Origin of the sequence: Granulicatella sp. 20925_1_28 (genome assembly GCF_041433575.1) — a bacterium.
GTDB lineage: Bacteria > Bacillota > Bacilli > Lactobacillales > Aerococcaceae > Granulicatella.
The window spans coordinates 258,045-280,094 of record NZ_JAPWBS010000001.1 but is presented as its reverse complement, the minus strand read 5'-3'; the positions used below and the strand labels follow the sequence as shown (position 1 = coordinate 280,094).

21 protein-coding genes and 1 tRNA gene are annotated in these 22,050 nt (G+C 36.7%); 21 read left to right on the top strand and 1 reads right to left on the bottom strand.

Annotation, left to right across the window (positions count from 1 at the left end):
* The first annotated feature begins 82 nt into the window (after positions 1 to 82).
* From O3793_RS01265 to O3793_RS01170, 20 genes are all read left to right on the top strand, one after another.
* Positions 83 to 1,261: an iron-containing alcohol dehydrogenase gene (locus O3793_RS01265; protein ID WP_048710485.1), complete on the top strand. Its 1,179-nt coding sequence runs from the start codon at positions 83 to 85 to the stop codon at positions 1,259 to 1,261.
* 40 nt (positions 1,262 to 1,301) lie between these two features.
* Positions 1,302 to 2,801 (top strand): hypothetical protein, encoded by a 1,500-nt coding sequence (locus O3793_RS01260; RefSeq protein ID WP_371445000.1) that lies wholly within the window; start codon positions 1,302 to 1,304, stop codon positions 2,799 to 2,801.
* Between the two features lie 20 nt (positions 2,802 to 2,821).
* Positions 2,822 to 4,597, top strand: a complete 1,776-nt coding sequence (gene uvrC, locus O3793_RS01255) for an excinuclease ABC subunit UvrC (protein ID WP_048710481.1) — start codon at positions 2,822 to 2,824, stop codon at positions 4,595 to 4,597.
* 141 nt (positions 4,598 to 4,738) lie between these two features.
* The gene (locus tag O3793_RS01250; protein ID WP_048710478.1) at positions 4,739 to 5,614 is read left to right on the top strand and encodes a transporter substrate-binding domain-containing protein; all 876 of its coding nucleotides are present in this window, start codon (positions 4,739 to 4,741) and stop codon (positions 5,612 to 5,614) included.
* A 13-nt stretch (positions 5,615 to 5,627) separates the two neighbouring features.
* A complete protein-coding gene (locus tag O3793_RS01245; RefSeq protein ID WP_048710510.1) occupies positions 5,628 to 6,275 on the top strand; it encodes an amino acid ABC transporter permease in 648 nt (215 codons plus the stop codon).
* A gap of 134 nt (positions 6,276 to 6,409) precedes the next feature.
* Positions 6,410 to 7,597, top strand: coding sequence for a DEAD/DEAH box helicase (locus tag O3793_RS01240; RefSeq protein ID WP_371444998.1), 1,188 nt, complete (start codon positions 6,410 to 6,412; stop codon positions 7,595 to 7,597).
* Positions 7,563 to 7,928, top strand: a complete 366-nt coding sequence (locus tag O3793_RS01235) for a hypothetical protein (protein ID WP_371444996.1) — start codon at positions 7,563 to 7,565, stop codon at positions 7,926 to 7,928. The genes O3793_RS01240 and O3793_RS01235 overlap by 35 nt, the downstream gene beginning before the upstream one ends.
* A 4-nt stretch (positions 7,929 to 7,932) precedes the next feature.
* Positions 7,933 to 8,703, top strand: a complete 771-nt coding sequence (locus O3793_RS01230) for a TrmH family RNA methyltransferase (protein ID WP_371444995.1) — start codon at positions 7,933 to 7,935, stop codon at positions 8,701 to 8,703.
* A 2-nt stretch (positions 8,704 to 8,705) separates the two neighbouring features.
* Positions 8,706 to 8,933 (top strand): hypothetical protein, encoded by a 228-nt coding sequence (locus O3793_RS01225; RefSeq protein ID WP_371444993.1) that lies wholly within the window; start codon positions 8,706 to 8,708, stop codon positions 8,931 to 8,933.
* A gap of 57 nt (positions 8,934 to 8,990) precedes the next feature.
* A tRNA-Arg gene (locus O3793_RS01220) sits at positions 8,991 to 9,064 on the top strand.
* A 336-nt stretch (positions 9,065 to 9,400) separates the two neighbouring features.
* On the top strand, positions 9,401 to 11,629 hold the full coding sequence (pflB, locus tag O3793_RS01215) for a formate C-acetyltransferase (protein WP_371444991.1): 2,229 nt from the start codon (positions 9,401 to 9,403) through the stop codon (positions 11,627 to 11,629).
* A gap of 157 nt (positions 11,630 to 11,786) precedes the next feature.
* Positions 11,787 to 12,548, top strand: coding sequence for a pyruvate formate-lyase-activating protein (gene pflA / locus O3793_RS01210; protein ID WP_371444989.1), 762 nt, complete (start codon positions 11,787 to 11,789; stop codon positions 12,546 to 12,548).
* Positions 12,549 to 12,686: 138 nt separating this feature from the next.
* Positions 12,687 to 13,616 carry a manganese-dependent inorganic pyrophosphatase gene (locus O3793_RS01205; protein ID WP_048710458.1) on the top strand — a complete coding sequence of 310 codons (930 nt, stop codon included), beginning with the start codon at positions 12,687 to 12,689 and terminating at the stop codon, positions 13,614 to 13,616.
* A gap of 67 nt (positions 13,617 to 13,683) precedes the next feature.
* On the top strand, positions 13,684 to 14,562 hold the full coding sequence (locus O3793_RS01200) for a VOC family protein (RefSeq protein WP_371444986.1): 879 nt from the start codon (positions 13,684 to 13,686) through the stop codon (positions 14,560 to 14,562).
* Positions 14,559 to 15,452 carry a YitT family protein gene (locus O3793_RS01195; RefSeq protein WP_371444984.1) on the top strand — a complete coding sequence of 298 codons (894 nt, stop codon included), beginning with the start codon at positions 14,559 to 14,561 and terminating at the stop codon, positions 15,450 to 15,452. The genes O3793_RS01200 and O3793_RS01195 overlap by 4 nt, the downstream gene beginning before the upstream one ends.
* A 12-nt stretch (positions 15,453 to 15,464) precedes the next feature.
* Positions 15,465 to 16,343 (top strand): YitT family protein, encoded by an 879-nt coding sequence (locus O3793_RS01190; RefSeq protein ID WP_371444982.1) that lies wholly within the window; start codon positions 15,465 to 15,467, stop codon positions 16,341 to 16,343.
* A gap of 324 nt (positions 16,344 to 16,667) precedes the next feature.
* A complete protein-coding gene (locus O3793_RS01185) occupies positions 16,668 to 17,660 on the top strand; it encodes a mannose/fructose/sorbose PTS transporter subunit IIA (protein ID WP_371444980.1) in 993 nt (330 codons plus the stop codon).
* A gap of 17 nt (positions 17,661 to 17,677) precedes the next feature.
* Positions 17,678 to 18,493 (top strand): PTS mannose/fructose/sorbose transporter subunit IIC, encoded by an 816-nt coding sequence (locus O3793_RS01180; RefSeq protein ID WP_371445097.1) that lies wholly within the window; start codon positions 17,678 to 17,680, stop codon positions 18,491 to 18,493.
* A gap of 14 nt (positions 18,494 to 18,507) precedes the next feature.
* Complete coding sequence (locus O3793_RS01175; RefSeq protein WP_048710437.1) at positions 18,508 to 19,434, top strand: PTS system mannose/fructose/sorbose family transporter subunit IID; 927 nt, start codon at positions 18,508 to 18,510, stop codon at positions 19,432 to 19,434.
* Positions 19,435 to 19,457: 23 nt separating this feature from the next.
* A complete protein-coding gene (locus tag O3793_RS01170) occupies positions 19,458 to 19,820 on the top strand; it encodes a DUF956 family protein (protein WP_371444978.1) in 363 nt (120 codons plus the stop codon).
* Positions 19,821 to 19,852: 32 nt separating this feature from the next.
* Here O3793_RS01170 and O3793_RS01165 read toward each other — a convergent pair whose 3' ends face one another.
* Positions 19,853 to 20,800 (bottom strand): diacylglycerol kinase family protein, encoded by a 948-nt coding sequence (locus O3793_RS01165; protein WP_371444976.1) that lies wholly within the window; start codon positions 20,798 to 20,800, stop codon positions 19,853 to 19,855.
* A 98-nt stretch (positions 20,801 to 20,898) separates the two neighbouring features.
* Here O3793_RS01165 and O3793_RS01160 point away from each other — a divergent pair, with 98 nt between their 5' ends.
* Complete coding sequence (locus O3793_RS01160) at positions 20,899 to 22,011, top strand: hypothetical protein (protein WP_371444974.1); 1,113 nt, start codon at positions 20,899 to 20,901, stop codon at positions 22,009 to 22,011.
* The last annotated feature ends 39 nt before the right edge of the window (positions 22,012 to 22,050 follow it).

Genomic DNA, 22,050 nt, shown 5'->3' with positions numbered 1-22,050 from the left:
ATTTTGTTTTTAAAGCCGATATTTTAGAAAGGGTCTATTAGTTTTGGTACAATTAAAGTAAGAAGTAACGAGGTGATTTGAAATGACACATGAAATTCAAAATTTTACATTCCAAAATCCAACAAAGATTTTATTTGGAAGAAATCGTATTGAAGATATTGATAATGAAATTCCTAAAGACGCTAAAGTATTAGTCCTTTACGGGGGCGGCTCTGTTAAGAAAAACGGAGCATTTGATCGTGCTGTTAAAGCTTTAGGAAATCGTGAATGGGATGAGTTTTCAGGAATTGAAGCCAACCCAACATTCGAAACATTAATGAAAGCTGTTGAGAAAGTCCGTGCAGGTAACTTTACTTATTTACTAGCTATAGGCGGCGGTTCTGTGATTGACGGGACTAAATTTGTTTCTGCAGCAAGTCTCTTTACAGAAGATCCAGTTGATTTATTTGGATGGGGTGTAGGTAAAGGATTACCTGTCCAAGAAGTTGTTCCTTTTGGGACGATTCTTACACTTCCTGCAACGGGTTCGGAAATGAACTCAGGTGCGGTGATTACACTTGTTGAGAAAAAAGCAAAAGTAAGTTTCCGTGGACCTAAGACATTCCCTGTATTTTCAGTATTAGAGCCTGAATTGACCTATACATTACCGGTACGACAATTAGTGAATGGGTTACTGGATACATTTATCCACGTGATGGAAAACTATTTAACTTATCCAGTAGGAGCATTGCTTCAAGATCGCTATGCAGAAAGTATCTTACAAACTCTAATTGAAATCGCACCTCGTGTTATTGACACGAACCATATTGATTACAATGACCGTGGAACATTTATGTGGTGCGCAACAAATGCATTAAATGGAACGATTAACCTAGGTGTACCAACGGACTGGTCTTCACATGCATTAGGACATGAAATTACATTGAACCACGGAATTGACCATGGTCGTACATTATCGATTGTCTTACCAGCAATGATGAAAGTTAGAAAACAGCAGAAATTTGATAAATTAGTACAATACGGAAAACGTGTATGGAATTTATCAGGAAGCGATGAAGAGATTGTTGATGAGGCGATTGCTAAAACAGAAGAGTTCTTTAAATCATTAGGAGCTCCAATTCGCTTTAGCGATGTGAATCTAGGTGAAGATGTCTTACAAGCTTTAGTGGACGGCTTAACACGTCACAAGAAAGTGAAATTATCTGAGCATGGTGATTTGACGCCAGAAGTTGCAATGGAAGTGTATAAAGAAGCGTTATAGGATAGGTGTTTTGTGTTTCTAACCGTAGGAGGGGATAGAAATGGGTAATCAGTCCATCTACGAAGAGTTTCTTCGAAATAGAAAGATGTATCCAAAAATTCCGTATTCATTCATGAAAGATGCCGTGGATGGAAAGGGAGAGTTCTTTGCCTTTGCACTTGGAAAACGAGTGAAGAGTCAAGATAGATTACCGCAATTCTATCATGCGATGACAAAACTACTGAATCCAAATGTGGAAGTATGCGAGGGAATTCTAAAGTTTGATATTCCTGTGATTTACTGGATAGAACCTCTACTTATCCATTGGAAGCAGTTTGTCGACCAGTTATCCTCCGAAATGAAGGACTTCCTATGCGATCGATTAACGGTATTACTTGAAGTCACTACAGTAAAAGAAGAATTTAGATTAGTGTTAATGCTACTAGTATTCTTTGATAATGAAATCACTCAGCGGAAGATTCAATACTTCGAGAAACATAGTTCGTATACTTTCTATATTGTATTTGCAAAATCCTACTCTATTCACGAAAGTCAGTGGAGAGACTATTTAGAAAAATTGGAGCCTTCTCTTAGTGGATATGGACGCTTATATTACTTATTTTTCTATCCAATCAGAACGAAGGCAGATGCTTTTTATTTGCTGAATGTGATGATGAAACAAGTCAGCATGCGACCTATTGCTGCCAGAAGTTGTATGTATCATCCAAAACTACTTCGTGTCATTATGGCCCATGAAATGACTCCTGAGGTTGAACGCAATTATCAACTATGTGTATTGCATGGAACGAGTGATGAACAGTTTATCCAGTGGTTGGTTGAATCCATTTATCCATTGTCATTTTTAACGAAAAAGAATCGCAGTTTCACTATAGAATCGATAGCACTATTATGTCGAATGAAAGAATGTTTAGAATTAGAACTATCCACTTGCACAGATGTGGAATCTGAGGAGTTCCATCAAAATCATTACTTAAAAGGCCTAGTGGACAAAGTTATTTGGTCGTCGCAGTCAAAAGTTGAATCTATAATAGAGGCTTCGTTGAAATCAGACAATCGTGATGATGCCATCATTTTATTTGTACTAAGCAAAACGAATAGTAAACTACGATTTTCAAAGTTCAACAAACTGTTAGAAAAAGATCCATTATCGCTAACGGCATTAGAGTACATTGAGAAATCAACTTCAAAAGTCTTTATCGAAGGTACGATTGATTACATAAAAGGAGTTGTAAGACCCGAAGTTTATGACTATATGAAGCAACATTCGACTTTGGTTTTACCTCCTCAATTCTTCGCGCTTTCGAAATGGCATGAAGTCATTTTAAATAAGATGATTGAGTTTCAACTCATCGATTACGACTATATTTGGCAAGTGCTTCATTTTCCAGACCATCTAGTGCGCTTGAAAGTGATAGAATTATTAAAAACGCTAAAACTATTGAGTAAAAAAGAGGTGCGATTATTCTTATATCCTGTATATAAGGATGAAATGGACCGTGAATTAAAAGATGAATTCGAAAAAATTGTATGGCAGCGATAATGTTTAGAAAGGAAGATTGAATGGCAAGTGAATTAATTGAAAGTAAACTAAAGAATCTTCCTGATTTACCAGGTTGTTACATAATGCGAAATGCTAATGACGATATTATTTATATCGGTAAAGCGAAAAATCTAAAAAATCGTGTTCGCTCTTATTTTAGAGGCGCCCATGATACTAAAACGGAAAAATTAGTAAGCGAAATTCACCATTTTGAGTATATTGTGACAAAGACAAATAAAGAGTCTCTCTTGCTTGAAATTAACCTGATTAAAAAATATCAACCTCACTACAATATTAAGTTAAAGCAAGGAACGATGTATCCTTACTTAAAAATTACATCTGAGAAAGACCCACAACTCGTGATTTCTCATAAGGTAGAAAAGGATGGGGGGATTTATTTTGGCCCTTATCCAAATGTCACTGCAGCAACAGGAACGCAGCAACTGATCCAGAAAATCTATCCACTTCGAAAATGTGGGAAGAATGAAACACGAGCTTGTTTCTATTACCATCTAGGGCAATGTATTGGTTGTTGTGATCATGAAGTTTCAAAAGAAGAGTATGATGCGCAAATCAAGAAAATCCAACGATTCTTAAACGGAGATGTGAAGACGATTAAAGATGATTTGACTTCGAAGATGAATGAAGCTTCCGAAAGACTCGATTTTGAAAAAGCAATGGATTATCGTGATCAAATTAAGTACATCGAAGCAACCGTCGAGAAACAAAACATCATGAACGCAGATTTCACGAACCGAGATGTGTTCTCTTATGTCGTTGATAGAGGATGGATTTCTATTCAAGTCTTCTTACTCAGACAGTCGACGATTATTAAACGTGAAGCAGCGATGTTTCCAATTTATGACCAGATAGAAGATGAAGTCCTATCATTTATCATTCAGTTTTATGAAGACCAAAACCATATTCTTCCAAAAGAAATCTTGGTTCCAGAAGCGATTGACCAAGAACTATTATCAGAAACGCTCGGTGTGAAGGTGATGACACCAAAACGAGGTTCTAAGAAACGAATGTTAGACCTTGCTACTCAAAATAGTGAGATTTCATTAAATGAGAAATTCAGAAGAGAAGAGCAAAGTCAGTTGAAGACAAAAGGTGCCTTGGAAGAACTTTCAGAAGCGTTAGGGTTAGAAAAAGTTTCAGTGATTGAATCTTTTGACCATTCGAATATTCAAGGGACCAATCCAGTATCTGCGATGGTAGTCTTTAAGGATGGAAAACCAGACCGCAAAAATTACCGTAAGTTTAAAGTGAAGACTGTTGTAGGAAGTCACGAATTTGCGACGACTCAAGAAGTCATCCGTAGACGCTATTCAAGATTACTAAGAGAAGGTGCTAAACTTCCAGATTTAATCTTAATGGATGGTGGTAAAATCCAAATGAGAGCTGCGCTAGAAGTTCTGGAAGATGAATTAGGATTAGAAATTCCAGTATGTGGAATGGTGAAAAATGAAAAACATAAAACCGCTACATTACTGTATGGTGAAGACTATAAGGAAATTGATTTGGATAGAAAAGGACAAGCATTCCAACTAATACAACGTGTCCAGGAGGAAGTTCACCGATTTGCGATTACGTTCCACAGACAACTACGAAGTAAAAATACATTTGCTTCGAAATTGGAAATGATTGATGGTGTCGGACCGAAAACAAGAAAGAAACTATTGCGTCATTTTAAAACGATAACAGCAATGAAACAAGCCAGTCTTGAGGAGTTACAATCTATCGGAATTTCTGAAAGAGTAGCCAGAAATATTCTTGAAGAACTAGGTAAATAACTATATATTATTTCGAAATGAAACAGGTTGTAAAATCTGTTTCATTTTTATTTTGTTTTTCAAGCTTTATTCATTGTGTTTTAAAGCGGAGTATGGTATCGTTCACTATGTTGAAAAAATAAACAAAAGGTGGTTAAACCAATGAAAAAATGGATGAAAGCTGGTTTCGTTGCTGTGGCTACATTATTAGCAGCATGCGGAGCAAACACAACTAAAACACAAGAAACAACTGTATCAGTTTCAGAAGCGCAAGCGAACTGGGACAAAATTGTTGAATCAGGTGTCATTAAAGTATCAACTGCAGGTACTTTATATCCACAATCATTCCATAATGATAAGAACGAATTAACGGGTTACGATGTGGAAATTATGAAGGAAGTTGCGAAACGCTTAAACCTTAAAGTTGAATTTACTGAAATGGGTGTTGACGGAATGTTAACAGCTTTAGACAGTGGTATGACAGATATCGCAAACTACTCAATTGAAGAAGGTGCGAAAAACTTCGACGCATACTTACACACTACACCTCATAAATACTCATTTACATCAATGGTTGTTCGTGGAAGCGACAATTCAGGAATTCATTCTTGGGAAGATGTAAAAGGTAAAAAAGCTGCAGGTGCTGCAAGTACAAACTACATGAAGATTGCTAAAAAACTTGGTGCTGAATTAGTCGTATATGACAACGTAACAAATGACGTATATATGTCTGATTTAGTAAACGGTCGTACTGATGTAATTATCAACGATTACTACTTACAATCAATCGCCGTTGCTTTTGCTAAAGATAAATATGACATTAAGATTAACGAAGGCGTTTATGCAAACCCATATAGCGCAAGTTTCTCAATTTCACTAAACAACACTGTGTTACGTGACAAATTTAATGAAGCTATGGATGCGATGAAGAAAGACGGAACTTTGAAAAAAATCTCTGAACAATTCTTCGCTGGTCAAGACGTAACAGAACCTAAAGATTTCAAAACAGAAAAAATCGATATTTCAGATGTAGACTAATATGTTAAATAAAATTTTCGATATCAATATTGCAATCAATAACTTTTGGTTTATTCTTAGTGGATTGGGATATACATTAGGAGTTGCATTAACGAGTTTTGTTTTCGGAACGATTTTAGGATTCGTTCTTGTTTTAATGAGACGTTCAAGATTCCGTTTATTAAGATGGATTGCGACATTTCATGTTTCCTTTATGCGCGGAACACCAACTTTAGTATTTTTATTCTTACTATATTTTGGGTTACCATTTTTAAAAATAACGTTACCGGCTTTAGTCTGTGCGCTCCTTTGCTTTAGTATCGCAAGTAGTGCGTATATTTCTGAAGTGTTGCGTTCGGCCATGGACGCAGTGGATAATGGTCAATGGGAAGCAGCGATGTCTCTTGGAATGAGTTACCGACAAACGTTGCAAAAGGTCATCGTTCCACAAGCATTCCGAATCGCCATTCCGCCATTAAGTAATGTGTTACTGGATATGATTAAAGGATCGTCTCTTGTTGCGATGATTTCACTACCTGACATTTTCCAAAATGCGAAAATTGTGGGTGGACGTGAACAAAACTATATGACGGTTTATATTTTAGTGGCGATTATTTACTGGATTATCTGTTTGCTTTTTGAACAAGGACAACGATATTTAGAAAAGAAAATGGCACTTTAATTGAAATAGAACAGAGAACTGTGTAAGAACAGTTCTCTTTTTTTATAAAAACGTTGAAACTATTTGAAGTATAGCCGTTTCTTCGATAAAATGAATAGGACTCAAAAGAACAATGGTTATCGGAAAGGAACCTTATGAATACAAAGACTATTTGGGAGCAACATGGCTTCCACACATTAACACCGATACAAGAAAAGACACAAGAACTGATCAAAGAAGGAACAGATGTAGTAGCAATTTCGCCAACAGGTACTGGGAAAACTTTAGCGTATGTCGTTCCTATTTCGGAGCGAGTAAAAGCGGATAAAACGCTACAAGCTTTGATTGTGGCTCCTTCTCAAGAATTAGCTCAACAAATTGGTGCAGTTATTAGAGAATGGAAAACACCTGAAATTCGTGTGCAAGTTTTAGCAGGTGGGGCAAACGTTAAACGACAAGTTGAGAAGTTAAAAGAAAAACCAGAAATCGTTGTAGGGACACCAGGACGATTACTCGAATTATCTAAACTTCGTAAATTAAAGCTACATCAAGTAGAACTGCTTGTATTAGATGAGGCGGATTATTTACTCGATCCTGAGCAATTGAATAACACGAGAGAACTTGTGAAGAAGCTTCCTTCTGAAAGACAAGTTCTTTGTTTCTCTGCAACAAAGAATAAGAATTTAGAAGAAGTTAATAAATGGATTAATATGTTGCCAACTTTTGTCGAAGTGACTGAGGGAAGTGGAGCGAAGTCAAATGTGGTACATGGTTACATCGAGTGTCCAACAAGAAAACGTGATGAAGTGTTAAGAAAGCTTGCATTTTCCGAAAATGCAAACCAAGCGTTGGTTTTTGTTAATTCGATTGCAAATGCTGCGTTACTTGGTGAAAAGTTAGCGTATCATCAAGTTCCAGTTGCACTTCTTTCAAGTGATGCTCATCAAACGGAACGTAAGAAAGCTATCGACTTATTTAAGAAAGGACAGATTCCATTCTTACTGAGTACCGATGTCGCACAACGCGGTCTTGATATTGAAGATTTACCACTTGTCATTCATTATGATATTGCAGATTCAACAGAACAATATACCCATCGTTCTGGACGTACAGGACGTATGGGAAAAGAAGGGTTAGTTCTTAGTCTAGTGAATGACCGCGAACTAAGAGACTTGAAGAAGGTTGCAGGGAAACATAAACTAGTTCAGTTTGAACTATATGCAGGACAATTAAAACCAGTGACACAACCGAAAAAGAAAGAAGTAAGTTCTAAGAAACCAACTCAGAAACGAAAGAAGGGGAATAAGAATGGAAATCATCGAGGATTTAAAAAGTCAAATTAGTTTTTTTGGATTCGAAATGACGGATGCTGATAGCTTAGTGGCTTTGGAAAAAGAGGAGCAAACCTTTGTACTCTATTGGGCTAAAGATGGTTTCGTTCTATTTGAAACTTCTAAAGAAGGTGTATGGAGAGCGAATAGACCAATCGTTATCCCTTCAGAACGCATTCAAAAGGTTTCCGTTGAGAAGAAACTTTTAGGAAATCCCAAATTAACATTGCAATATCTTGATAAAGAGGAAACTTATGTCTTACCTATGAAATGTGGATTTCATCAAAATCAAAAAGTAGAAGTCAAGAAACTTATGAATACTATAGAAGGATTAAAAGGGTAGTTGTATGGATATCATTAGTTCACCTAAAAATGAAAAAATTAAAGAGCTTGTCAAACTTCAGACTGCAAAAGGTCGTAAAAAAGCAGAGATGTATCTTCTCGAAGGAGAGCACCTTGTAGAAGAAGCGATTAAAGAGAAAGCTCCGATTGAATTGATTGTGGTTACTAGTAATCGTCTTGCAGACTACCAAAATCTGTTAGATCAAAGTGATGTACAGGTGCTAGTTGTCTCTCAAGATGTCTTCCATAAGTTATCAATGACTGAAACCACTCAAGGGATTTTAGCAGTTGTGAAGATTGTTAAACAGGATTCATTGCCTTATAGCGGTCGCTTCATTGTGTTAGATGCAGTTCAAGATCCAGGGAATTTAGGAACGATTGTGAGAACGGCTGATGCTGCTGGATTTGATGCGGTTGTATTAGGAACAGGAACGGTTGATTTATATAACGATAAAGTTCTTCGTTCGATGCAAGGAAGCCATTTCCATATCCCAGTTTTTCAAGCGAATTTGAAAGATTACTTGCCAACGCTTAAAGATAAAGGTGTGCAAGTAGCAGTAACGGCACTTCACCGTGATTCAAAAGATTACACTATCTTACAAGGAGCAACGGATGTAGCCATCGTCGTTGGTAATGAAGGCCAAGGCGTCTCTGATGACGTGATTGATTTAGCAGATGTCGTAGTGACAATTCCGATGTTTGGAAAAGCAGAGTCACTAAACGTCGCTATTGCTTCGGCGCTATTAATGTATAAAACGAAAGAGAAGAAGGAGTAACAATGGATAATAGACCAAATCCAATGGGAAGGAAACGCCCAATTCTTGAAACGGTTAGAAATATGACTATTATTTTCTTTGCCTTAAGTGCGATTGCAGCATTATATAATTTTGCCTTAGCAGCAAGAGTGCTAATTATGGCAGTAGTGATGTTCGTTATCTATATCAGCATGTTTTTATCTAAAAAGAAGAATACAGAGAGCAAAGAAAAAGAAACAGAAGAGTCGTAATAAAGCTGTAAAATCAATTGACAGAATGTTCGTCTTTAGGTATACTAATTTAGTACTGTTTCAGTAGCTCAGCAGGATAGAGCATTCGCCTTCTAAGCGAACGGTCGGGGGTTCGAATCCCTCCTGAAACGCTAAATTATAAAGAGTATTATCGGATTTATTTCGGTAATGCTCTTTTTTTATTTTTGCTTAGTGAAAATAAAATAAGAAAAGAGACATATTGTGAATACAGAACCATAGATTGTGAAATTTTTCATTCTGTTTCAAAAAAATAGTACAGCGAAACACACTGTTATAATACATCTTTCACAACTTTTAACACTTTAAAATCGCGATTATAGCAATATTTAACAAAATCTTTGTATTTTTTTACACTTAAGTATTGCAACTAATTTTTATTGTGTTATAATATTCATGTAGATAGCTGTTATAAGTTTCACAACCAATTATCTAAGGAGGAAAAATTTATGGAACAATGGAACGGTTTCAAAGGTAAAGTATGGAAAGAAGAAGTTAACGTCCGTGACTTTATCCAAGAAAACTACACACTTTATGAAGGAGACGACAGTTTCTTAGCTGGACCTACTGAAGCTACTAAAGCTTTATGGGCACAAGTAATGGACTTGAACAAACAAGAACGTGAAGCTGGTGGTGTCTTAGATATGGACACTAAAGTTGTATCAACAATCACTTCACATGGTCCTGGTTACTTAAACAAAGATTTAGAAACAGTTGTTGGTTTCCAAACTGAAAAACCATTCAAACGTAGCTTACAACCATTTGGTGGTATCCGTATGAGTGAACAATCAGCTGAAGCTTACGGATTCAAGATCGACGAAGAAATTTCTCGTATCTTCCGTGACTGGCGTAAAACTCACAACCAAGGTGTATTCGATGCTTACACTCCAGAAATGCGTGCAGCTCGTAAATCAGGTGTTATCACAGGTTTACCAGATGCTTACGGTCGTGGACGTATCATCGGTGACTACCGTCGTGTAGCTTTATACGGGGTTGATCGTTTAATCGCTGAAAAACAAAAAGACTTCGCTAACATTGGCGATGGCACTATGTCAGACGATGTAATTCGTTTACGTGAAGAAGTTTCAGAACAATACCGTGCATTATTAGAATTAAAAGAATTAGGTAACATCTACGGATTCGATATTTCTAAACCAGCTTCTAACGCTCGCGAAGCTTTCCAATGGTTATACTTAGGATACTTAGCAGCTATTAAAGAACAAAATGGTGCGGCTATGTCTCTTGGACGTACTTCAACATTCTTAGATATCTATGTACAACGTGACTTAGAAAACGGAACATTAACTGAAGAACAAGCACAAGAACTTGTTGACCACTTCGTTATGAAATTACGTTTAGTTAAATTCGCTCGTACACCAGAATACAACGCATTATTCTCAGGAGACCCAACTTGGGTAACAGAATCAATCGCCGGTGTTGGTGAAGACGGACGTCCATTAGTAACTAAGAACAGTTTCCGTTTCTTACACACATTAGTAAACTTAGGACCAGCTCCTGAACCAAACTTAACAGTTCTATGGTCAACTCGTTTACCAGAAAACTTCAAATTGTTTGCAGCTAAAACTTCTATTAATACATCTGCAATCCAATATGAAAACGATGATGTAATGCGTCCAGAGTGGGGCGACGACTACGGAATTGCTTGCTGTGTATCTGCTATGCGTATCGGTAAACAAATGCAATTCTTCGGTGCTCGTGCTAACTTAGCGAAAACATTATTATATGCGATCAACGGTGGTATCGATGAAAAATCTAAAGCACAAGTTGGTCCTAAATATCAACCAATCACTTCAGAATACTTAGATTACGATGAAGTAATGGCTAAATACAACGACATGATGGAATGGATTTGTGGTTTATACTTAAACACATTAAACATCATTCACTACATGCATGATAAATACAGCTACGAAAGAATTGAAATGGCATTACATGACACTGAAATTCTACGTACAATGGCAACTGGTATCGCTGGATTCTCAGTAGCAGTTGACTCATTATCAGCTATTAAATATGCGAAAGTTAAAACTATTCGTGACGAAGATGGCGTTGTTGTTGACTATGAAGTAGAAGGCGACTTCCCTAAATATGGTAACAACGATGATCGTGCTGACGAAATCGCTGTTTGGTTATTGAAAGAATTCATGACTAAAGTTAAAAAACATAAAACTTACCGTAATGCTAAACATACAACTTCTATCCTTACAATTACTTCTAACGTAGTTTATGGTAAGAAGACAGGTAACACTCCTGATGGACGTCGTGCTGGCGAACCTTTTGCACCAGGTGCTAACCCAATGCATGGTCGTGACACACACGGAGCTTTAGCTTCATTATCATCAGTTGCTAAAGTACCTTACAAATATGCATTAGATGGTATCTCAAATACATTCTCAATCATTCCTAAAGCTTTAGGACGTGAATTAGATGTACAAGAAGAAAACTTAGTTGCTATGTTAGATGGTTATGCTTCTAAAGGTGGTCACCACTTAAACATCAACGTATTCAACCGTGATACATTATTAGATGCTATGGAACACCCAGAAGAATACCCACAATTAACAATTCGTGTATCTGGTTACGCAGTTAACTTCATTAAATTAACTCGTGAACAACAATTAGACGTAATCAACCGTACAATGCACGAAAGCATGTAATCATAAAGTGTGAGGTCGACTGTTAGAAGTAGACCAAACTAGATTGCTGAAATTAAGAAAACGGATGGGCAAAATCGTCCATCCGTTTTTTAATCGAAATGGCCCTAAAGTACACGAATTGTGATATACTAGTAGAGAAAAGATAGGAGGAATAATGATGAGTGAACCAGTAACTGGATATATTCATTCTACAGAGAGTTTTGGTTCTGTAGACGGACCAGGTATCCGTTTTGTAACCTTCATGCAAGGTTGTCGTATGCGTTGTGAGTTTTGTCATAACCCAGATACTTGGAATATTGGGGGCGGTCATCCGATTACTTCTCAAGAATTACTCGATCAAGCGTTGCAATATCGTGCATTCTGGGGACGTAAAGGTGGCGTAACTGTCAGTGGAGGAGAGCCTTTATTGCAAATTGATTTCTTAATCGATTTCTTTAAACGTTGCAAGCAAGCTGGAGTACATACAACATTAGATAGTTGTGGAATGCCATTTACGTATGATGAACCATTCTTCTCAAAATTCGAAGAGTTATTAGAATATACGGATCTTATTTTATTAGATATTAAACATATTGATGATGAACAACATAAGAAATTAACAGGGTGGACGAATAAAAATATTCTTCAACTAGCAGAGTATTTATCAGATAAAGGACAACCGGTATGGATTCGTCACGTGTTAGTTCCAGAACGTTCAGATTATGATGAATATCTCATCCGATTAAGTGAGTTTGTAAGTAAATTGAAAAACGTATTGAAGTTTGAAATTTTACCTTATCACAAATTGGGTGTGTATAAATGGAAGAACTTAGGAATTCCATATAAATTAGACCATATTGAACCACCAACACAAGAACGTGTGGACAATGCTCGTCGTATTTTAAGAACAGACGAATATAAAGGTTATTTAAATGCATAATGAATGAACTGTTATAGTTTAAAAGCTATAACAGTTCTTTTTTTCTAGAAATCTTAGAAATAATGCATTATCTATTGGTTTTAAGTGATAATTATGTTAAAATTGTCAATGTAAATTTATATAGAGAGAGGCCAAATTATGAGTAAATTATTAGTTTTCGGACATCAAAATCCAGATACAGACGCAATTACATCAGCAATTTCATATGCTTACTTATTACGTCATTTAGGAGAAGATGCAGAAGCAGTTGCCCTAGGGACTCCAAATGAAGAAACACAATACGCTTTAGAATATTTCAAAAAAGAAGCTCCACGCGTGATTGGAGATGTTTCAGAAGAAACAAATCGTGTAGCATTAGTAGACCACAATGAAGTTCAACAAAGTGCTACAGGAGTTGAAAAAGTGGAAGTAGAATATGTTGTGGATCACCACCGTATCGCAAACTTCCAAACAGCAAACCCATTATTCTACCGTGCAGAACCAGTAGGATGTACAAATACAATTCTATACAAAATGTACAAAGAATATGGAGTAGATATTCCAAAAGATATCGCAGGATTAATGGTCTCAGCCATTGTATCAGACACATTATTATTCAAATCACCAACATGCACACAACAAGATATCGAAGCAGCAACAGACTTAGCAAACATTGCTGAAATCGATGTGAATGTATATGGTTTAGAAATGCTAAAAGCTGGTACAAACTTAGGAAATAAATCAGAAGATGATTTAATCGACTTAGATGCGAAATCATTCCCAATGGGAGGAGCAAACTTACGTATTGCGCAAGTAAACGTAGTGGATCCTGAAGAATTATTAGCACGTCGCGATGCATTAGAAGAAAGCATGCGTGTTGCAAACGATAAAAACGGATATGATACATTCGTATTTGTCATTACAAACATCTTAACAAGCGTCTCAACAGTATTAGTTGTTGGTGACCATTTAGATAAAGTGGCTCAAGCGTTTAACGCAAGCTACACAGACGGTGTACTAACACTACCAGGAGTTGTTTCTCGTAAGAAACAAGTTGTCCCACCTTTAACAGTGGCTTTTGAAGGATAAAAATTAACGGAGTGGGTGAGGAACATCCTTTAAGTCCTCCCCACTTTTTTAGTAAAGGAAAAGGAAAATGCGAAATCTATTACAGTTAGTGAAAGATGCGCTTGTACCACAATCAAAAAAAGAGTGGACGATTTCTCTTGTAACGATAACGGTGCGTAATCTTTCAGTGATGAAGAAATTTTATACGCAAGTTTTAGGTCTTGTTGTACTGCAGGACTTTGATAACGAAATCCTTATTGGTCACAGTAGGGGTAGCGTTCCTTTGCTTCGCTTAGTTCAAGGTAAAGGAAGTAGAGATTCAATTCTAACAACGTACTATATCGGCTTTAAATTAACAAAACCATTCCAAATGGGCGAGTTAATTAATCGATTGATTTTAGAAGAACAAACAATCACTGCGACAGGTTTTGATGGCTATACGGATAACTTTTATATCTTAGATCCTGAAGGAAATCGCTTGAAGTTTATGATTGAAAGCGAGAGTGGTTCTGAACTCGTTGATGAATATCTTGAAGGGACAGAAATGAATCGTTCGCTTCATGAGTTTATCGATGGAGTTGATGCGATGGCAGAAGAATTTCCACCAACCGCTAGTATCGCACAAGTGCACTATAATGTGTCCGATGTTGAAGAAACAGGAGCGTTTTTAACCGAAGCGTTTTTATTCAAGACTACCTATGATTATGTGACTCGTCGTAAGAATTTTAAAGTGAATCGAGATGGATACTCACTAGCAATTAACGCATGGGAATTCATTCCTCATTCACATCAAGATTTTTATGGTGTTTCTGAAATTGAATGGCGTGTTCCGAATATGCGAGAATTAGAAAATCTTGTGCTGAATTTGGAATCGAAAAAAGTGCCGTTTCATTATTATGATGCTGTGTTGAAAGTTCCAACAGCAAATGGCATCCAATATTGTTTCAAAGTGGGTGATCATGCATGAGTTTTCTAAACCCATCTTCTTATCGTAAATATCGAAAAAACAAGATGATTAGGCATGTACTTTCACTGTTAGCTGTTGTCATTTCTGGTTTTCTACAGGCGTTTACACTGAAAGTATTTATTCAACCATCGAATCTATTGTCTAGTGGGTTCCTTGGAGTATCGATTTTAATGAATCAAATCGCAGAACTCTTTGGGGTAGAATTATCGATCTCAATGTTACTGATTATGCTCAATATTCCAGTTGCAATTTTATGTTACCGCGGAATCAGTCCACGATTCACGTTTTATTCGATTCTACAAGTATTCGTGGGAAGTTTCTTTATTCGAGTATTGAATTTTGAGCCGTTATTTGTGGATGATACTATGCTGAACGTGATTTTCGGTGGGGTATTAAATGGTTTATATGTTTCACTGGCCTTGAAGGGAAATGCTTCTACTGGTGGAATGGACTTTGTGGCGTTATACGTTTCAAACCGTAATGGTAAAACAATTTGGCAAGAAGTTTTCCTATTTAATACAGCATTACTATTAATATTCGGTGCGTTATTTGGCTGGAAACATGCGGGATATTCGATTATCTTCCAATATATTTCTACTAAAGTGATTAGCACCTTCCACCAACGTTATCATAAAGTTACGTTACAAATCACAACACGTTATGGTGAAGACGTCATGGATGCCTATTTAAAGACAGTTCGTCATGGGATTTCATGTGTGGAAGCCATCGGTGGCTTTAGTCGCGAAAGAATGTATTTGCTGCATACAGTGTTATCTTCTTATGAAGTGATTGATGCGGTTGCTGTGATTAAGGAAGCGGATCCTCGAGCGATTATTAATCAAATTAGCACAGAAAACTTCTATGGACGATTCCATAGGGAACCAGAATAAGGAGGAATTTAATTGGAGAAATATTTCAACAAAGATACTTTAAAATCCTTCATCCTGGTTACATTAGGCTGTTTCTTATTTTCATACACGATTAACGCTTTTATCATTGCTAACCACTTTGGTGAAGGTGGGATTACTGGGGTTACTTTGTTAGGGTATTATACATTACAAATTGACCCAGCCTTATCCAACTTAATTTTGAATGGATTTTTATTAATCGTTGGTTATCGTTATCTTGAAAGAAAAACAATGATCTATACTGTGTTAGCAGTTATTGAATTACCAACTTTTTTAAAAGTGACACAAGACTGGCCGGTATTCGTTCCAGAAAACCTAGTTGTCGCTGGTGTGGCAGCAGGAGTATTGGTAGGTGTAGCATTAGGTCTTGTTATCCTAGGAAAAGGAACAACAGCAGGTACAGATATTATTGCAATGATGATGCATAAATATTTAGGATGGAGCGTATCCTCTTCACTACTAATGATTGACTTCATTATTGTAACACCACTTGCTCTTGTCATTGGTCTTGAAAAAGCTGTTCTCACATTAATCATGTTATTTATCGCAAGTAAAGTAATTAACTTTATTTTAGAAGGTTTTAATCCTCGTAAAGCGATTATGATCATTTCAGATAAATATGATGAAATTGGACAACGAATCCAAATGGATTTAGACCGTGGAATTACAGTGTTGGATGGACACGGTTTCTACTCAAAAGAGAAGCGACAAGTTTTATACGTTGTTGTAAGTCGACAACAATTGATGCCAGTTCAACGGATTATTCACGAGTATGATCCAGAAGCGTTTGTAATCATCACAGACGTGAATCAAGTTATTGGAGAAGGATTTACATTCTATCTTGATGATAACGGAAATAAATTACATCATTAAAATGTTTTTTGAAACTATCACTTCAATCAGAACATATTATTACTATTGAAGGAAATACAAGTGATCGTAATTATGACGAATCAAAAGTCGTTCGTAAATCTCATAGATTATCGGCACGATATATCATTGGATATGGTCGTCCTCAATATAAATAAAATGATACGAAAGCTAGTCCTCAGGGATTAGCTTTTTTTCTTTAACAATAGGGAATTGGAACCGATAAAAAACAATTTAAAAGTTAAGATTTCTTTAAGTGAGTGTATAGTTATGGTAAAATAGACTAAATCATAAAAGCGATTTAATTTAAATAAAGGAGGTAGCTTTATGGTAGGAATTATCATTGCAAGTCACGGTGAATTTGCAGATGGTATTAAACAATCAGGTTCAATGATTTTCGGAAATCAAGAAAAAGTTGAATCTGTTGTTTTTATGCCCAGCGAAGGACCTGAAGACTTACAAAGAAAACTGCGCGAAGCAGTTGAAAAGCTAGATACTGAAGAAATTCTATTTCTAGTAGACTTATGGGGTGGAAGTCCATTCAACCAAGCGAATATCTTGTTTGAAGAAGATCCAGAACACCGCGCAATTGTAGCAGGATTAAGCTTGCCGATGTTAATTGAATCATACGCTAGTCGTTTTTCAATGAATACATCTCATGAAATTGCAAAAGCAATTGCTCCAACAGCAATTGAAGGTGTAAAGATTCGTCCAGAATCTCTTCAACCTGAGGAGAAAAAAGAGGAGAAAGCGGAATCTGCTGCTCCAGTTTCAACAGGGGCAATCCCAGAAGGAACAGTTATCGGGGACGGTAAAATTAAATTTGTTCTAGCACGTGTGGATACTCGTCTATTACACGGACAAGTTGCAACAAGCTGGACAAAAGCTACAAACCCAAATCGTATCATCGTTGTTTCTGATAAAGTTGCAAAAGATGATTTACGTAAAAAATTAATCGAGCAAGCTGCTCCAACCGGAGTTCGTGCTCACGTTATTCCACTTAAGAAATTAGTGGAAGTGTATAATGACCCTCGTTTTGGGGATACAAAGGCATTATTATTATTCGAAACACCTCAAGAAGCTCTTGAAGTGATTGAACAAGGTGTTAAAATTGATGAATTGAATATTGGTTCAATGGCGCACTCAGTTGGTAAAGTTCAAATTAGTAATGCATTATCTGTTGACCAAGATGATGTAGAAACTTATAAGAAACTTCGTGACTTAGGCGTGAAGATGGATGTTCGTAAAGTAGTTTCTGACTCTCCAGCGGATATCTTTAAATTAATTGAAGCAAAGTCTAATGAAGGCTTAAAACTATAACATACAGATAGGAGATTATTATGGATTTTAATGCAATTCAAATTATTTTAGTCCTAATTGTCGCATTCTTAGCTGGTTTGGAAGGAATCTTAGACGCATTCCAATTCCATCAACCAATTATTGCATGTACATTGATTGGACTTGCAACAGGGCACTTAACGGAAGCTATTGTTCTTGGTGGTGCATTACAAATTATTGCACTTGCTTGGGCTAACGTTGGGGCTGCAGTTGCACCAGATGCTGCCTTAGCATCAGTAGCTTCAGCTATTATTTATATCAAAGGGAATGACTTCTCTGATGCTGGTCGTAACTTAGCGATTGGTACTGCAGTTACTTTAGCAACAGTTGGTCTTGTATTAACAATGGTTGTACGTACTTTAGCAGTTGGTTTAGTTCACAGAGCAGATGCTGCAGCTGAAAAAGGAGACTTCCGAGGAGTAGCCTTCTGGCACTATGTATCATTATCAATGCAAGGTTTACGTATTATGATTCCTGCTGGAGCACTTCTATTCGTTTCTTCAGAAGTGGTTCAAGGCTACTTAAAATTAATTCCAGAGTGGTTTGCAAATGGGATGACAATTGGTGGTAACATGGTTGTAGCTGTAGGGTTAGCAATGGTTATTAACTTAATGGCTTCAAAAGAAACATGGCCATTCTTCTTCATCGGGTTTGCAATTGCTCCTTTAAACGAATTAACTTTAATCGCTACAGGGGTTATCGCATTAAGCTTAGCATTTATTTATTTAAACTTATCAAACAACAGTGGAAATGGTTCAGCGGGTGGAAATTCTGGTTCAGGAGACCCACTTGGTGACATTTTAAATGACTATTAAGGAGAGTGAATGACATGACAGAGAAAAAAGTATCTTTAACGAAAAAAGACCGCTTAAGCGTTATGCTACGTTCACAATTCTTACAAGGTTCTTGGAACTATGAACGTATGCAAAATGGTGGTTGGGCATTCTCGCTTATTCCAGCATTGAAAAAATTATATCCAAATCCAGAAGATTCAAAAGCAGCGTTAAAACGTCACTTAGAATTCTTTAATACACACCCATATATTGCTTCACCAATCCTTGGGGTAACATTAGCCCTAGAAGAAGACCGTGCAAATGGGGCGCAAATCGATGATGCTACAATTCAAGGGGTTAAAGTTGGGATGATGGGACCTTTAGCAGGTATCGGTGACCCAGTATTCTGGTTTACAATTCGTCCTATTTTAGGAGCAATTGCTGCAGGGTTAGCTGCAACAGGTTCTATCATTGGACCATTGTTCTTCTTCATCGTTTGGAACTTAATCCGTATCGCATTCATGTGGTCTACACAAGAATTAGGATACCGTCAAGGTTCTGAAATCACAAAAGACTTATCAGGTGGTATTTTACAATCTATTACAAAAGTATCTTCAATCGTGGGGATGTTTGTAATGGGGATCTTAGTACAACGTTGGACAAGTATGAAATTCCCACTTGTGTTAACGAGAGTAGAATTGAAACCAGAGCAATATATTCAATTACCTGGAGCAGATGACGTTGTTACTGGAGGTCAATTAGGAGATATTGTTACTAAATTATTAGGTGGTAAAACATTATCACCAGAAGCTGTGACAACTCTTCAAGACAACTTAAACAAGTTGATTCCAGGATTAGCTGCATTACTATTAACATTCTTCGTAATGTGGTTATTGAAGAAAAATGTAAAACCAATTTACATTATCTTTGGGCTATTTGCATTAGGTATTTTAGCTGGATTAACAGGAGTAATGGCTCCTTAATAGAGAGGACTGGAGAGTAGATTATGGTTGTATCGTTAAATACAAAAGCCATTTATAAAACAAAAGCAAACCTATTTAATGGGGGCTTTGGATATACCAATGGGGATATTCTGATTGGAGATCGTGCTTTTGAATTTTACAATCGTCAAAATCCAGAAAGCTATCTTCAAATTCCTTGGGAAGAAATTAAACTGGTAAGAGCTCATGTTATGTTTAAAGGGAAGTTTATTCGTGCGTATTTCATTGACACGAATTCCTCTAAAACATTTCAGTTTGTATCTAAAGATTCTGGACGTACTCTAAAAGTGATGCGGGAATTTATTGGGAACGATAAAATCGTTAAGACAGAGCCGTTAATCAGTTTTAAAAAACTTTTCAAAAGATAAAGAAAAGGCGAATGTGTAAAACATTCGCCTTTTTATTTTTGCTGGATATAAGTAACAATAAATGGATAGTACTCTAATGAGATGTTTAAATCAACTTTATCATATATGATAAATTCTCCATCCGTTTGAGCTTTGATTGGTTCATTAATTTGAATACGTGCAGAAGTACAATTATATTTTTGTAAGTTATTAGGGAAATGCTTAAAGTGAGTTCCGTTTGTTAGAATAAACGGGAAGGCTTTAAGTATGGTAAATGCACTTACTTTTCGCGCAATCACTATTTCAAAAGAATGATTTCCTTGTTTGGCTGTTGGAACAAAACGAATTCCACCACCGAAGTAGGAATGATTAAATGCTCCTACAAGCAGATTCTGCGTCACTGAGAAACTTTCACTGCTATTTAGAGTGATAATCGCATCAAATTCTTCACGCTCTCTAAATGCCTTTAAAATGGGTGTGAGATAAGATGCTTTTTTAATGCCGTTGGATTCAAGAACAGCTTGGCGTTGATGCTGATTTAGTTCGCAAATAGCCGCATCGATTCCAAAACCAAGTGAGTTTAAAGCAACGCCTGATTTATCTGAATATTTTTCATGGTAGGAGAGGAATTCTAAATCTACTGTTGGAGCTGTTTGAAGGTTCATGACAAACTGCTCAGCATCATGAATCAGATTCATTTCTCGTGAAAAGTCATTTCCCGTTCCTGCTGGTAAATAGGAAAGTGGGACAATGAGATGATGTTGTTTCAAATATTGTAAGGCTTCATTCAGTGTCCCATCTCCACCAATAATGACGACTTTAGTGTGCTCATTTCTTTCTGGTAAATGCTTTTCAAGAAGCTCAGGTAGTTCACCAGCTCTTTGTGTTTGGAATAGCTTAAAATGGATACTATGTTTTGTACAAGCTTCCACAATTTGATTAATTTGAAGTTGTCCGGAATGACTTCCAGACATTGGATTCCCAAAAATAAATAAATTCATGATTAACATCCTTTCAATTGCCACTATTATAGCATAAAAGTAGTGGAAATAGAGTGCAATTTTTTCGGAATGCCGTATAATAGAGACGAGGTGAAAGTATGGCAAATGATTTTTTTGAACACGTATTAAATCCAACGTGGAAGAATTTACCTAGTGAGTCGAAAGAAGTGGTCTTTCGAAATGTATTAAGATATTTTGTAAATCCAATGTCAACCATTGAGAACTTAAGAAGCGTCAAATTCGAATTTGGTGGAATCACCAATGAAACTTTTGAAGTCACGATTGATGGAAGAGAGTTTGTCTTTGTTTCTGGACAAAATGAGGTCATTTTAGGCTGGGACAGCGGCTTGTCAGGGCTATCTGGTCTTGACTGTAGTGAAGAACGTCAAGAGCTTCGTTATGCCTTTAAACGGTATTTAAATCAACATCTAACTGGCTTTATGTTTCTGAATCAAGATGTTCAAGAAAAAGACTTATCGAGTGAAAAATTGACGACTCAAATCGTTGAAGATGGCATTAATTTGATGACCTCTGAATTAAGAAAGGTCGATATTCCAGCAATGTTAGTCGAAAAGAAACCGAATTTTGTGGGACTACGCTTTATCGGAAACTATTCTGTGGTCACTGGCCAACTCACAGGTGCTGAAGAACCTTCACGTGAAACACTTGAGATTTTAGAAGAAGCGGTGACTCCAGATAATTCGATGGAAGCTTTATTCCAAGATTTTCCAAGAGCGGTACGTGTAGATCGGTATTTTATGCAACAAGACATTAAGAATCCTGATAATTTTGCTTGCTACGTTGCAGATCCGGTAGGATACGAAGAAGCTCGTAAAGAAATTGAACGGACTGGTATGGGCCTCTTAAACGAAGATGAGTGGGAGTATTGCTGCGGCAGTGGTACTCGTCGTCTCTTTAAATGGGGAAATCAGTTGCATCGTTCCCTTATTCAAGATGAAGAGAATTCTCCTTTATGGAATGAAAATATGTTTGGGTTGGAAATTGCAAATGCGGAATTTGGCCCAGAATTAATCGAGGGTAGACCTTATACAAAAGGAGCATGGCTTGAAGAAAACTTCAAGGCGCCAGTATTAAATTTACTGCCATTGTCTTCTTATTATTCGGTGAATTTACCGTTATTAGTCGATCCTAATGGGCATCTTGCAGCAGGCTATTACTGTGCAAGACGAGCGATTCGAATTGAAATGTAATGATGAAATCAGTCACAGTGGTGGCTGATTTTTTAAATA

Coding starts and splice junctions, on each gene's coding strand:
- O3793_RS01200 (WP_371444986.1), top strand. CDS start 13,684: ATGCGAAATCTATTACAGTTAGTGAAAGATGCGCTTGTACCACAATCA.
- O3793_RS01185 (WP_371444980.1), top strand. CDS start 16,668: ATGGTAGGAATTATCATTGCAAGTCACGGTGAATTTGCAGATGGTATT.
- O3793_RS01170 (WP_371444978.1), top strand. CDS start 19,458: ATGGTTGTATCGTTAAATACAAAAGCCATTTATAAAACAAAAGCAAAC.
- O3793_RS01235 (WP_371444996.1), top strand. CDS start 7,563: ATGGAAATCATCGAGGATTTAAAAAGTCAAATTAGTTTTTTTGGATTC.
- O3793_RS01205 (WP_048710458.1), top strand. CDS start 12,687: ATGAGTAAATTATTAGTTTTCGGACATCAAAATCCAGATACAGACGCA.
- O3793_RS01250 (WP_048710478.1), top strand. CDS start 4,739: ATGAAAAAATGGATGAAAGCTGGTTTCGTTGCTGTGGCTACATTATTA.
- uvrC (WP_048710481.1), top strand. CDS start 2,822: ATGGCAAGTGAATTAATTGAAAGTAAACTAAAGAATCTTCCTGATTTA.
- O3793_RS01165 (WP_371444976.1), bottom strand. CDS start 20,800: ATGAATTTATTTATTTTTGGGAATCCAATGTCTGGAAGTCATTCCGGA.
- O3793_RS01265 (WP_048710485.1), top strand. CDS start 83: ATGACACATGAAATTCAAAATTTTACATTCCAAAATCCAACAAAGATT.
- O3793_RS01240 (WP_371444998.1), top strand. CDS start 6,410: ATGAATACAAAGACTATTTGGGAGCAACATGGCTTCCACACATTAACA.
- O3793_RS01175 (WP_048710437.1), top strand. CDS start 18,508: ATGACAGAGAAAAAAGTATCTTTAACGAAAAAAGACCGCTTAAGCGTT.
- O3793_RS01225 (WP_371444993.1), top strand. CDS start 8,706: ATGGATAATAGACCAAATCCAATGGGAAGGAAACGCCCAATTCTTGAA.
- O3793_RS01160 (WP_371444974.1), top strand. CDS start 20,899: ATGGCAAATGATTTTTTTGAACACGTATTAAATCCAACGTGGAAGAAT.
- O3793_RS01230 (WP_371444995.1), top strand. CDS start 7,933: ATGGATATCATTAGTTCACCTAAAAATGAAAAAATTAAAGAGCTTGTC.
- O3793_RS01260 (WP_371445000.1), top strand. CDS start 1,302: ATGGGTAATCAGTCCATCTACGAAGAGTTTCTTCGAAATAGAAAGATG.
- pflB (WP_371444991.1), top strand. CDS start 9,401: ATGGAACAATGGAACGGTTTCAAAGGTAAAGTATGGAAAGAAGAAGTT.
- pflA (WP_371444989.1), top strand. CDS start 11,787: ATGAGTGAACCAGTAACTGGATATATTCATTCTACAGAGAGTTTTGGT.
- O3793_RS01195 (WP_371444984.1), top strand. CDS start 14,559: ATGAGTTTTCTAAACCCATCTTCTTATCGTAAATATCGAAAAAACAAG.